This is a genomic window from Zobellella endophytica, assembly GCF_003012775.1.
In the GTDB taxonomy this organism is placed as follows: domain Bacteria; phylum Pseudomonadota; class Gammaproteobacteria; order Enterobacterales; family Aeromonadaceae; genus Oceanimonas; species Oceanimonas endophytica.
Genome location: NZ_PXYG01000001.1, coordinates 643,045 through 655,492 on the forward strand (window position 1 = coordinate 643,045; position 12,448 = coordinate 655,492).

A 12,448-nucleotide genomic window follows, 5' to 3' on the forward strand; every position below is an offset into this window, starting at 1 on the left:
GTTTCCATTTTTAACATAATGTAGTGGTGGGCGAAGTATCGGCCTGGTGCCGACTGGCCAGCCAGTCGGCCAGCTCCCCGGCGTCGCCGCGTTTGACCACACGGGCTTCCTTCGCGGCCAGATGGCGGCGGTAGATGGGATCGTAGTAGCGCTCCAGCAGCTCGGTGATCCACGCCTGGTGGCCGTCGCTGCCCAGGCCGCGGGCTTGTGCGGTCAGGGCCTCGTCCATGATAGCGGAGAGTCGGCGCCACTCCCGGTCGCCGAGGCGCTTGTACAGGCGCTTGAGGCCGCCCTGCAGGTAGTCGCCGAGGCGGGCCATGTCGTTGCCGAAGCGGGCCTGCATCAAATCCACGTAGTCGTACTGGATCTGTCGTACCCGCTGCTCGAAAGGCACTTCCAGCACCAGCAGCGGCGATTGCTGCATCCGCTGGTAGAGTGACAGGGGCAGGGGGCAGCGGCCGATCATGGCGCTTTCATCTTCCACCAGCCAGGGCGTGATACCGGCCCGGCGCTGTTTGAGCCGGGCGATGGCCAGCCGGTTCTCGAAGTCGATGGGCGTGGGCTGGGGCTCGCCCCAGTGGCCGAAGCTGGAGCCGCGATGATGGGCATGGGCTTCCAGATCCAGGGCCAGGGGAGTATGGCTGAGCCAGTCGGTCTTGCCACTGCCGGTCAGCCCCGCCAGCACATAGCCGGGCTGGCGGAACTCCTCCTCGATAACGGCGAGCAAGCGGCGGCGCAGGGCCTTGTAGCCGCCCTCCACCCGGAGGACGGGCCGGCCGGCCTCATGCAGCCACTGCTGCACCGTCTGGCTGCGCAGGCCGCCGCGAAAGCAGTAGATGACGCCCCGGGGATGGGCGTCCAGCCAGTCCAGCCAGGCCTGCATCCGCTGTGCGCGCACCTCGCCCGACACCAGTTGATGGCCGAGTTCGATGGCGGCGGCCTGGCCCTGTTGTTTGTAGCAGGTGCCGACCCGGGCGCGCTCGTCGTCGGTCATCAGCGGCAGGTTGGAGGCCGAGGGAAAGGCGCCCTGGGTGAATTCCACCGGGGCGCGCAGATCCAGCATGGGCACACCTTCGCCCAGCAGGAAGTCGTAATCGGTGGTCAGTTCAGTCACCGCTCACCTCGATGCGATGGGCGCCCGGAGCGGTGAGTCGGCCGATGGGGGCGAGTTCGAGAGCATGTTGCCGGGCCAGGGCCAGGAAGTCGTCTTCCGCCACGGGGCGTACCGCCACCAGCAGGCCACCGCTGGTTTGGGGATCGCACAGTATGTGCTGCTGGCGTGGGCTCAGCGGGGCCAGCTTGTGGCCGTAGGCGTCCAGGTTACGCAGGGTACCGCCGGGTACGGCGTCGGCCTGCAGGTAGTGATCCAGGTTGGGCAGCAGGGGGATGGCGGCCATTTCCAGCCGGGCAGCGACGTCGGCGCCTTCACACAGCTCCAGCAGGTGGCCCATCAGGCCGAAACCGGTGACGTCGGTCATGGCGGTAACCCCCTCCAGGGCGGCGAAGTCCTGGCCCGGCTTGTTAAGCTGGCACATCACCTCGGGCGCCAGTTGGCTGTCTTCTTCCCGCAGCAGCCCCTTCTTCTGGGCGGTGGAGAGGATGCCGATGCCGAGCGGCTTGGTGAGATAGAGGCGGTCGCCGGCGCCGGCGGTGTCGTTGCGCTTGACCCGCGCGAGCGGCACCTGGCCGGTGACCGCCAGCCCGAAGATGGGCTCGGGCGCGTCTATGCTGTGGCCGCCGGCAAGCGAAATGCCGGCGTCATGGCAGGCCTGGCGGCCGCCGTCGATCACCTGTTGGGCCACTTCCGGCGGCAGCAGGTTGACCGGCCAGCCGAGGATGGCGATGGCCACGATGGGGCTGCCGCCCATGGCGTAGATGTCGCTGATGGCGTTAGTGGCGGCGATGCGGCCGAAGGTGAAGGGGTCGTCCACTATCGGCATGAAGAAGTCGGTGGTGGAGATGATGCCCATGCCGTTGCCGATGTCGACCACGGCGGCGTCGTCCCGGCTGGCGTTGCCCACCACCAGGCGGGGATCGGCGAAGGCGGGCAGTTGGCTGTGCAGTATGGTGTCGAGCACCTTGGGCGAGATCTTGCAGCCGCAGCCGGCGCCGTGGCTGTATTGGGTAAGGCGAATGGGGTCCACTGCGGATTCCTTGGTCACAAACGTAAAGTGCGTATAGTAACGGTTAGACTGCCTGGCTGACAAACCTTCGGGCTTACCTTGGCAGGCAACAGCGGTGTCAAAACAGGCGGATAAAGGGAACGGCTCCGCCGACCGTCACATGCCATGGATGGCATGTGCGAGCGTACAGGGGGCGAGCTTGCTCGCCGTGACGAGCGGTTTCGGCCTGACCGAACATCCAGTGAATGTTCGCAGCAGGCCGAAACCGCGAGTGTCATATTTTGCAGCGTGTCGGCGGAGTCGTTCCCTTTGGCCGACTTCTACGATCATGACAATGGCGGCGTCATCAAGCCGAGGAGCCGCAAGCGGCCCCTGGCCGTTACCAGGCCTTGACCACCAGCCCCTTGAGGTAGTGGCCTTCCGGATAGGCGGTGCCGATGGGATGGTCGGCGGCCTGGTTGAGCCGCTCCAGGATCTGGGCGTCGCGGCCGGCGTCGAGGGCGGCGTCTGCCACTATCTTCTGGAACAGATCCGAGGTCATCAGTCCGGAGCAGGAGAAGGTCAGCAGCACGCCGCCCGGGTTGAGCAGCTGGAACGCCAGCATGTTGATGTCCTTGTACCCTCTCGCCGCGCCGTTGAGCTGGGCCTTGCTCTCGGCGAACTTGGGCGGGTCCAGCACGATGACGTCGAAGCGCTGGCCCTGTTCCCGGTAGTCGCGCAGCAGCTTGAACACGTCCGCCTGCTCGAAGCGGGCCCGGCCAAGATCCAGGCCGTTCAGCTCGGCGTTTTGGCGGGCGAGGGCCAGGGCCGACTCGGACACGTCGGCGTTGATCACCTCATCGGCGCCGCCTTTGAGGGCATAGACGCCGAAGGTGCCGGTGTAGCTGAAGCAGTTCAGTACCCGCTTGCCCTTGCAGTAGCGGCCGGCGATACGGCGGTTGTCCCGCTGATCGAGGTAGAAGCCGGTCTTGTGGCCGTTTTCCACGTCCACCAGAATGCGTACCCCGTTGTTTTCCTCGATCACCACGGGCTGGGGCGGCAACTGGCCCGCCAGCAGGCCCTTGCGCTCCTTCAGGCCTTCCTTCTTGCGTACCGCCACGTCGGAACGCTCGTAGATACAGGTATCCGGGTACAGCTGGGTCAGTGCCTGGACGATGGCTTTGCGCCAGCGCTCGGCACCGGTGCTGAGCAATTGGCACACCACCACTGCGCCGTAGACGTCGATGGTCACGCCGGGCAGGCCGTCGGATTCGGCGGCGCACAGGCGATAGCCGGTGAGGCCCTGCTCGGCGATAAGGGGCTGGCGGCCGTCCCGGGCCCGGCTCAGCCGGCGCAGAAAGAAGGCCTCGTCCACGACTTCGTCTTGGTCGAAGGTCCACACCCGGGCGCGGATCTGGGACTGGGGCGAGTAGAAACCCCGGCCCAGCCACTGGCCGTTGTGGCTCAGGATATCGACGGTATCCCCGGCGTTGGGCTGGCCCTGCACCTTGTCGATGGCACGGGAAAACACCCAGGGGTGGCGGCGCAGGAGGGATTTTTCCCGTCCGGCGATAAGGGTAACGGCTGCGGTCATAGGCTGGTGCTGCTGAAAATAAGGGGCCACAATTCTAGGGGGCGGCGCGGTAAAACACAAACGAGGAGCCGAATCATGGGCGAGATGGCGAAAAAAATCCGGGTCAGCGGTCTGGTACAGGGGGTGGGCTTTCGCTTCTACACCCAGCGCGAGGCGGAGAAGCTGGGGCTCAGCGGCTACGCCCACAACCTGCCCGACGGCCGGGTGGAGGTGGTGGCCGAAGGGGAGGCCGGGCAGGTGCAGCGGCTGGTGGACTGGCTGAAGGTGGGGCCGAGCAGTGCCCTGGTCGAGGACATCGAAGTGGAAGAGGTGGCGCCGGGCCACCATCGGGGGTTCGAGACCGGTTAGTTGCTAATTACAACTTATATGTTGTTTGTATGGTCTTTAACAATTTTTAAGTTGTTTTTTATATGGATAACAATCAATGTGTTGTTATGTGTCCGGCCAGATGAAGATGGATCATGTATGAAACACCTTGTCGAGCTGGCGCCCATCCTCAAACAACGGCGCCAGCAATTGTCTCTGAACCAGAAAGACATGCTGATGCGCATCGGCATGTCTCAGCAGCAGTATCAGCGAATAGAGGCCGGCGGCGACCCGCGGCTCAGTACCTTGTTGCGCATCGCCGAGGGGATGGGGCTGGAACTTCTGCTGGTGCTCCGTGAACAGGCGGCACAGCCACAAGCGTCCGACGCCGCGGTCAACGAGGAAAAACGGCCGGGCAGCTGGGATCAATTGCTCGGTGGCCTGGAGGATGATTAAGTGAACGGGAAAAAGGCTCGGGCCGAGTACGTCGAGGCGCTGCAACCGTATGACATAAGCTTAGTGCTTGGACACATCCAGAACGAACACATCAATTAGCCCTGTCAGTTCTGTCGGTAATACGGCTTCAATGCTGCTTTTTAGTTCTTGGGCGCTTTCAATCCCGTGGGTCTTTCGCCCTGCTACTTTTTCGTCGGTACCAAACCAGATTACGAGGAAGATGCCTTGTTGTTCGGCATCTGGATGAATTGAGTAGCGTTCATAGAGTTGAGCGGAAGCGGCGGTGTAGAGTTCCCTGTGCCACTGCCCCTTGACCTCTGTAACAAGCAGTCGTCTCTTGCCACCAATCATCTTGGCTACCGTGAAGTCACTCCGGTTTGCATCCTTCAGCTGATGTTCTGGCGTCACCGAGATGCCTTGCGGCTCAAGCCTTAGATTGAGACGCTCGGCAATAATAGTGGTAGACCGTACTTCGTCCAGTCGCTCACCCTTTTCATAAAAGAGAGCTGCGGAATTGTACTCACCACCGTCAATGGCTTTCTGATAGTCCTGGAGCTCCTGAAGTACGAGTTGGCGCAGGCCTTCCACTGTCACCACCACGTCGTGGTCCAGTCGGGCTACGATTTCCTGGGGCGTCGGTGGTTCGAAATCCCTCAGTGCTTTTTTCCTAATCTGAGCGGTATGTATGCTCCACAAGTCCTTGTGCAGATCTGCAAAACGTGGATTGGAAAGGAGCCGAGCGAGGACAGGGATTGCATCGTTTGGATCATCAGCATCGATGGACCAGATCACCTCGGTCAGAAAGCGGTATGCTTGTTCTTCTTTGGGGCTGCCGGTTCCCCAGCCGCTCGGCAGGTCGACCTTGGGCCATTGGTCGATAAAGGCTTCCAGGATGGCTTCTACCTTGCCCGATGTGAGTTTGGGCCAATCAGGATGATCGCTGCGGTTTATTCGCCCGGATCGCTTGTTAAGCAGAAATACGGTGTCTTTATCGGCTTTGAGCCAGTGCCAGCAGGCTTCAGGCGCATCGTCCAGAAAGTAGAAAGCGCGCAGGAACCAGAATGCGCGTTTTTGTTCAAGGTCTTCGTTGTCACTTGGGGTGGGCCAGTCGGACATAAACCCTGCACAACGCTGCGCGATGATTTCTTTCAAGGCATCACGATTTCCATACTGGGCTGCAATCTCAAAAAGTGTATCCAGCGGCTCCAGCGCCAGACCAGGAAAGCGCTCAAGCCATTCAATGGATAGTGTGCCGCGCAGATGGCGGAAGGTATCTTCACCGCGCAGTAACCAAACCTCAGGGTGAGCACATCCTGACTGGGCCAGCTGTGGCTCAAGGTATTGCCGGAGAAAATGCTCGGTACTCGCGAGGTCAGGAAAGAGCAGGCGGTCAACTTCGGCCTTCAGTGCATCGCACTCTTCTCTGGATACTGCACTGTAGCCCATGCGGATGTTGGTGCGCAGTGCCTTCAGGAGTCGAAGGTCAACGCCTGCCAGGTTGCCCCTAACACGCATGATCTCCAGACAAGCTGCGTAAAGGATCGTTTCAACGTGTAGGCCCTGTGAAGCACACTGTAGTTCAGCGAGCTTGCGCAAATCGGGGACATGCGGCTCTATAAAGTCGAGGCAGTTTCTGAGTGCGCTCCGAGCAAGCGTCTCATCACCAAACTCGTGCTCGATTTTGTCCGGGGTCATCAGCACAAGTTCTGCGAAGCGAACCAAACAGCTCCAATGACGGCCACCTTCTACAAGCTCCCGGTTATCTTGAACATAATTGATGTTCGCCAGACGGATATCGTCTTGTTGCTTGCGACGGCGTTTCATCCGACGGGTATGCCTGAATATCCGCGTTCGTTGTTTTCGTTCAAATAGCGCCGCAGCCCTGTTGGACTTAGCCCACTCTCGCATAAGGGCCGGCTTCTCCGATGCTTGCCCGCGCATATATCGCCGCAAGCTGTCAGGGCCTCTGTCATCCTTATTTCGATAGCGATGATGATGGGCTATGAAACTTGCCCACAATTCCGAATTGTCGGTTTCAAATGCCAGATCGACGATGAATTTGTAGTCATCGGTATGAAAGCAAAGGCCGGAGTGGGATTCCCCATTATTGAACTTATGTACCCTTGTCTCGAAAATCTGATTACGGTCAGTCAGTATTCCGAACACATGGGCGATAATGCCTTGGCGCAGGCCGTCGTTTTCCCGAAGCACCTGGACAGACTTGCTTTGGTCTGCACTCTTATGCTCATGGAAGTTCAGGTTTGCGAGCCATTGCCATACCCGCACCGGATCAAACGGCGGCTTGGCGAGTTCGAAGTACCTATCCAGCATAGAGCCGACGATCTTGCTGATGCCGTTTCGACAATCACATTCGTAGGACTCCTTGCCACAATGACAGACCAGGTCTCTGGTCAGTTCATCCAAGAGCCATTCGATAGGCGCCAAGTCCAGCTCAGCGATGAGTCTCTTCACGAAGTAGCGTGCGCCTATTGTACGATCCCACTCCCGGTGCCCGGGATAAAGGTTTGCGCAGACCCGAAAGAAGTCGGCAAGATACGCCCGCTCGAATGTTTCCGGACCTAGTGTTTCAATTACCTGGGCCGCAACCTCCAGCGAAGTTTGACTTGCTTCAGAAACGAGAGCGGCCAAATCGGCACGGTGGTCGTGGCCTGTTATCTCGAGCAAACACCTGCTCGCCAGCAAGCGAGTGTTCTCACCTTCTTCCACGGCTAGAGCGAGTTGGCGTAGCTCATCTCTCAACTGGCCAATTGCAGATGACCCCGTCAGCAGCTCGAGGATCAGGTCACGCAAATACCCGTCGTCTCCTACCGCGAGAAGAGGCCTGATCTCGTCCACAACTTCTTGGGTGAAGAAACCTGCAACACTGAACCTGCGCCAGAAATCTCCCCTTCGAAAATAGGGGTCTTTGACCTCAAGTTCTTTTAGCCGGTTTATAAGCCAGCGCTTTGACGAATGTTCAAGCTGGGAAGGGTCACCGTTCGCAAGCACGGCGTAAGGATCCAGGTCGATTGCGGCTTCTTCTATAGATTTATTACCCAGTGCCGCCATCCAGCCCAACAATCCCCGGAGTTCATCTCGCATTGCGGAGTTTGGGGCGATAATGGCTAGGCACTTGGCTAGCGTCAGAGGATCTGCCGGGTCTGCTATCCGCCTGGTGAGATAGTCCGCAGCGCAGTATTCGGCGACGATTTTATGAACAGGGCGATGCTGGTCCGCGTTGCCGCCGGGTTTGAAAAGCCGGGTAGCCAGGATACCGTAAGCCGCCGTGTCCTTGCTAAACAGTGATGCCAGCAAAGGATAGCTCCGGTCTTCAGTGGCTTCGCTCGTGCTGACACCTTCGGCACCGGACAACAAGAGCTTGGCGAACACTTCCGACGATAGGTCTACTTTTTGTGTGATCGAAAGTGTCGTATTGGTTCTTGTTACATCGATGTTTGTTTCTTTTGCAAGACGCTCGATCGCCTGTGTGAAAATTGAGCGTTTGTCGTTGAAATGTCTTCCACTCTCGATATAGGCATCCGCAAACAGTTTCAGAAACTGAGGATTCGGGAGTAGGATTTCTAAGTCAAATCGAGCAACTTCGGTCTGGAACGCCGCGAAGTCCTCTCCTTGTAGGTGATGTTCGAAGATCGCCCGCTGTTCCGCCTCGTCAAACTCGCACAGCCTGGCTACCAGAGGAGAGTGGCCGAGGAATTCTTTGAATATGTTTGTAGCAGCGAGGTCCCATTCACTGGACCGGCTTGAAATGATGAGGTGCGTCGGGTTTGCCTTTCTGGCTTTAGCGAGCAGCTTGTGAATGCCTGTCTGATCGACCTTGGACAACTCATCAAATGCATCGACTACAAGGGGGATATTCTCTGCATTGGCTCCCATGTACCCGAACACGTTTGCGGTTACGGCAGAAGTGCCCAGCTGTTGAGCGAGGCTCCCCAATAGTTCAGTTTTACCGCCGCCGGGTTCGGCCAAGACAATAACGTAATTCGAAACGGCCAGCAGCTCCGCCTCAGTGTATATCTTGTCATCGATCGCAAGTCTGCGTGGAAGGTAGAGAGTTGAGCTCATAGGCGAAAAGTATTATGTATTGAACGGCCTCGGATATTCCGGGGGCATTTTTCCGAGTCGGACGATCTCATCTGACTTCTTCTGCTGGAGTATACCCCATGTAATAAAACTTTATCTCATCTCTCAGGGTTGTTCGATGCATAAAGCCCGGCAGTGCCGGGCTTTGATAACATCTGGCTTCCAGCTTCCAGCCGCCGCCGTCAGGCTTTCAGCTGGGCATCCAGCTCTTCGATTCTGGCCTGCCAGATGGCGGGGCCGGCCACGTGGGCGTTGTTGCCCTCGGCGTCCACCGCCACGGTGACCGGCATGTCTTCCACCTCGAATTCGTAGATGGCTTCCATCCCCAGATCCTCGAAGGCCAGCACCCGGGCCTTTTTCACCGCCTTGGCCACCAGGTAGGCGGCGCCGCCCACGGCCATCAGGTACACCGCCTTCTGCCGCTTGATGGACTCGACGGTAGCCGGGCCGCGCTCGGCCTTGCCCACCATGCCCATCAGGCCGGCCTGCTCCAGCATCATGTCGGTGAACTTGTCCATGCGGGTGGAGGTGGTGGGGCCGGCGGGACCCACGGCCTCGTCGCCGATGGCATCGACCGGACCCACGTAGTAGATGAAGCGATCCTTGAAGTCGACCGGCAGTTTTTCGCCCTTGTTGAGCATCTCCTGGATGCGCTTGTGGGCGGCGTCACGGCCGGTGAGCAGTTTACCGGACAGCAGCACGGTTTCGCCCATCTTCCACTGGGCGACGTCGTCGCGGGTCACGGTGTCCAGGTTGACCCGGCGCACGTTCTCGCCCACTTCCCAGGTCACTTCCGGCCAGTCTTCCAGCTTCGGCGGGGTCAGCTCGGCGGGGCCGGAGCCGTCCAGGTGGAAGTGCACGTGGCGGGTGGCGGCGCAGTTGGGGATCATCACCACCGGCTTGGAGGCGGCGTGGGTGGGGGCGGATTTGATCTTGATGTCCACCACCGTAGTGAGGCCGCCCAGGCCCTGGGCACCGATGCCGAGCTTGTTGGCCTTGTCGAAGATCTCCAGGCGCAGTTTTTCCTCGGTGGTCTCGGCGCCGCGCTCGATCAGATCGTGGATGTCCACCGGATCCATCAGGGCCTCCTTGGCCAGCACCGCGGCCTTCTCGGCGGTGCCGCCGATGCCGATACCCAGCATGCCCGGCGGGCACCAGCCGGCGCCCATGGTGGGCAGGGTCTTCAGCACCCATTCGACGATGTCGTCGGAGGGGTTGAGCATCACCATCTTGGATTTGTTCTCGGAGCCGCCGCCCTTGGCGGCGATGGCCACTTCCACATGATCGCCAGGCACCATGTCGATATGCACCACGGCGGGGGCGTTGTCCTTGGTGTTCTTGCGGGCGCCGGCCGGGTCGGCGACGATGGAAGCGCGCAGGGGATTATCGGGGTTGTTGTAGGCGCGGCGCACCCCTTCGTCCACCATCTGCTGTACCGTCAGGTCGCTGTCCCATTGCACCTGCATGCCGATTTTCACGAAGCAGGTGACGATGCCGGTGTCCTGGCAGATGGGCCTGTGGCCCTCGGCGGACATGCGCGAGTTGATCAGGATCTGGGCGATGGCGTCCTTGGCGGCCTGGCTCTGCTCTTTGTGGTAGGCCTTTTCCAGGGCCTGGACGAAGTCCAGCGGGTGGTAGTAGGAGATGTACTGTAGGGCGTCGGCAACGGAGTCGATAAAGTCCTGCTTCTTGATAATGCTCATGGCTTCCTCATGGGTTATCGGCATTGGCTCTGTGTTGTTATAAGCCCCGCTATGATACGCTTAGCGCCCCCCGGCTGGCCAGCCTGAGCCTCCAGCCGGATGCCAAAACTGTCGAGTGGATTACATTAATGGGACCGCGTTTGCACATTCACAGCCAGCCGTTTTCCGGCTCGGTGCATGACTTCTTTTCTCCCGTCGCCGAATTGCCCTGGGCCATGCTGCTGGAGTCGGCCGCTCCCCACCGGGCCGACAGCCGCTTCCATATCATCAGCGCCGCGCCCCTGGCCACCCTGGTCACCCGGGGGGAGGAAACGGTGATCGATCATCAGGACCGAAGCCAGGTCTCGACCGCTTCCCCCTTTTCCCTGCTGAAAGACTGGCAGCAGCGGCTGCTGGGCGAGCTGAGCCTGCCGGCGCCGTGGCGCCATCTGCCCTTCGCCGGCGGGGCCCTGGGGCTGTTCGGTTACGATCTGGGCCGGCGGCTGGAGCGGCTGCCGGCCTTTGCCGTCAACGAGCTGGCCACCCCGGACATGGCGGTGGGCCTCTACGACTGGGCCTGGGTTATCGATACCCGGGAACAACTGGCCCATCTGCTGGTGTTGGGCGACGAGGCGGCGCTCGAGGTTCGGCTGGACTGGTGGCGGCAACGGCGGGAGCGGGCAGTGGTGCCCTTCCGTCTGGCCGGGCCCTGGCGGGCAAACCAGTCCCAGCATCAATACGGAGCCAACTTCGAGCGGGTGCAGGCCTATCTGGCCGCCGGCGACTGCTATCAAATTAATTTGACGGTGCGCTTCGACGCCCCCTTCGAGGGCGACGCCTGGGCCGCCTACCGTCACCTGAGCGAGCACAACCGGGCGCCCTTTTCCGCCTTTCTGCAGTTGCCCGGGGGGGCGGTGCTCAGCCTGTCGCCGGAGCGCTTTATCGCCCTCGAGGGACGGCAGGTGGAAACCAAGCCGATCAAGGGCACCCGACCCCGGGGCGCCGATGCCGCCGAGGACCGTCGGCTGGCCGAGGCGCTGGCGTCATCCCCCAAGGACAGGGCCGAGAACCTGATGATAGTGGACCTGTTGCGCAACGATATCGGCCGGGTGTGCGTGCCCGGCACGGTGCGGGTGCCGGCCCTGTTCGCTATCGAATCCTTCCCGGCGGTGCACCACCTGGTATCCACCATCACCGGCGAGCTGGTCCCCGGGCTCGACGGCACCGATCTGCTGGCGGCCACCTTTCCCGGCGGCTCCATCACCGGTGCGCCCAAGATCCGGGCCATGCAAATCATCGAGGAGCTGGAGCCCCACCGCCGCCATGGTTACTGCGGCAGCATCGGCTACCTCAGCGCCCACGGCCGCATGGACACCAGCATCACCATCCGCACCCTGCTGGCGGAGCGGGGGCGTCTCTACTGCTGGGCCGGCGGCGGCCTGGTGGCGGATTCCGAGGCCGGCGCCGAATACCAGGAACTGTTCGATAAACTGGGCAAGATCTTGCCGGTGCTGGAAAAGCTATGACCCGGGACGAGCTCGTCACCCGCCTCAACCTGCTGCCGCCGTTGCCGGATCCGGTGCTGCCGGCCCAGGCGCGGCCGGCGGCAGTGTTGATGCCGCTGGTGGAAGGCGCGCAGGGGCTGGAGCTGGTGTTCACCCGGCGCAGTCGGTGGCTGCGGCACCACCCGGGCCAGGTCAGTTTTCCCGGCGGGCGGGTGGATGAGGGCGATCCCAGCCTGTGGTTTACCGCCCTGCGCGAAAGCGAGGAAGAGATCGGGCTGGAGCCGGGCCGCTGCCGTCCCCTGGGACGGTTACGGGCGCAATACACGGTGTCCGGCTTCGCGCTCACACCCTTTGTCGGCTTGGTCGAGGGGCAGCCGCGCTTTATCCTGAATCCCGCCGAGGTGGACGAGGTGTTCCAGGTGCCGCTCGGCTACCTGCTCGATTTCGACCGCCACTACCTGTATCGCCTGTACCGTCGCGGCCGGGTGCATACCGTCTGTTTCATTCCCTGGCACAACACCTGGATCTGGGGCGTGACGGCCGCCATCATCCATCAGTTTGCGCTGCAGATCGCCCGCTGAACAGACGATCCCAATCACAAATCCCCGCTCACTTCATCGCCCTCATCAAAATCCTGTTGGGTTATAACTAAAATAATCCTACAATCATTCAATATAAGTTGAATGATTGCGTTCAGCCTCG

9 protein-coding genes are annotated in these 12,448 nt (G+C 60.9%); 4 read left to right on the forward strand and 5 right to left on the reverse strand.

Annotated elements, in window-relative coordinates:
• Positions 1-10 precede the first annotated feature (10 nt).
• The 3 genes from mnmH to C7H85_RS02870 all read right to left on the reverse strand — a co-directional run bounded on the left by mnmH (position 11) and on the right by C7H85_RS02870 (position 3,696).
• Positions 11-1,114, reverse strand: a complete 1,104-nt coding sequence (mnmH, locus tag C7H85_RS02860; protein WP_106728191.1) for a tRNA 2-selenouridine(34) synthase MnmH — start codon at positions 1,112-1,114, stop codon at positions 11-13.
• Positions 1,107-2,162: a selenide, water dikinase SelD gene (selD, locus tag C7H85_RS02865; RefSeq protein ID WP_425445057.1), complete on the reverse strand. Its 1,056-nt coding sequence runs from the start codon at positions 2,160-2,162 to the stop codon at positions 1,107-1,109. The genes mnmH and selD overlap by 8 nt, the downstream gene beginning before the upstream one ends.
• A 340-nt stretch (positions 2,163-2,502) precedes the next feature.
• On the reverse strand, positions 2,503-3,696 hold the full coding sequence (locus C7H85_RS02870) for a class I SAM-dependent methyltransferase (RefSeq protein ID WP_106728193.1): 1,194 nt from the start codon (positions 3,694-3,696) through the stop codon (positions 2,503-2,505).
• Positions 3,697-3,771: 75 nt separating this feature from the next.
• Between C7H85_RS02870 and yccX the strand changes: the two genes are divergently transcribed.
• The gene (yccX, locus tag C7H85_RS02875) at positions 3,772-4,044 is read left to right on the forward strand and encodes an acylphosphatase (protein WP_106728194.1); all 273 of its coding nucleotides are present in this window, start codon (positions 3,772-3,774) and stop codon (positions 4,042-4,044) included.
• 117 nt (positions 4,045-4,161) lie between these two features.
• A complete protein-coding gene (locus C7H85_RS02880) occupies positions 4,162-4,458 on the forward strand; it encodes a helix-turn-helix domain-containing protein (protein ID WP_106728195.1) in 297 nt (98 codons plus the stop codon).
• Positions 4,459-4,518: 60 nt separating this feature from the next.
• Here the strand turns inward: C7H85_RS02880 and C7H85_RS02885 are convergent, their stop codons facing one another.
• Together C7H85_RS02885 and C7H85_RS02890 are read right to left on the reverse strand one after the other, a co-directional pair.
• Entirely contained in the window at positions 4,519-8,541 is a 4,023-nt protein-coding gene (locus C7H85_RS02885) for an NACHT domain-containing protein (protein WP_106728196.1), read from the reverse strand.
• 200 nt (positions 8,542-8,741) lie between these two features.
• On the reverse strand, positions 8,742-10,262 hold the full coding sequence (locus tag C7H85_RS02890; protein WP_106728197.1) for a fumarate hydratase: 1,521 nt from the start codon (positions 10,260-10,262) through the stop codon (positions 8,742-8,744).
• A 128-nt stretch (positions 10,263-10,390) separates the two neighbouring features.
• On the opposite strand from C7H85_RS02890, the gene pabB reads away from it, so the two are divergent.
• Both pabB and C7H85_RS02900 read left to right on the forward strand, forming a co-directional pair.
• Positions 10,391-11,767: an aminodeoxychorismate synthase component I gene (pabB, locus tag C7H85_RS02895; RefSeq protein ID WP_106728198.1), complete on the forward strand. Its 1,377-nt coding sequence runs from the start codon at positions 10,391-10,393 to the stop codon at positions 11,765-11,767.
• A complete protein-coding gene (locus tag C7H85_RS02900; RefSeq protein WP_106728199.1) occupies positions 11,764-12,327 on the forward strand; it encodes a CoA pyrophosphatase in 564 nt (187 codons plus the stop codon). The genes pabB and C7H85_RS02900 overlap by 4 nt, the downstream gene beginning before the upstream one ends.
• Positions 12,328-12,448: the final 121 nt, after the last annotated feature.

Bases quoted from the DNA above. Each gene is read 5' to 3' on its own strand.
- C7H85_RS02870 (WP_106728193.1), bottom strand. From the start codon at position 3,696: ATGACCGCAGCCGTTACCCTTATCGCCGGACGGGAAAAATCCCTCCTG.
- yccX (WP_106728194.1), top strand. From the start codon at position 3,772: ATGGGCGAGATGGCGAAAAAAATCCGGGTCAGCGGTCTGGTACAGGGG.
- C7H85_RS02880 (WP_106728195.1), top strand. From the start codon at position 4,162: ATGAAACACCTTGTCGAGCTGGCGCCCATCCTCAAACAACGGCGCCAG.
- C7H85_RS02885 (WP_106728196.1), bottom strand. From the start codon at position 8,541: ATGAGCTCAACTCTCTACCTTCCACGCAGACTTGCGATCGATGACAAG.
- C7H85_RS02890 (WP_106728197.1), bottom strand. From the start codon at position 10,262: ATGAGCATTATCAAGAAGCAGGACTTTATCGACTCCGTTGCCGACGCC.
- pabB (WP_106728198.1), top strand. From the start codon at position 10,391: ATGGGACCGCGTTTGCACATTCACAGCCAGCCGTTTTCCGGCTCGGTG.
- C7H85_RS02900 (WP_106728199.1), top strand. From the start codon at position 11,764: ATGACCCGGGACGAGCTCGTCACCCGCCTCAACCTGCTGCCGCCGTTG.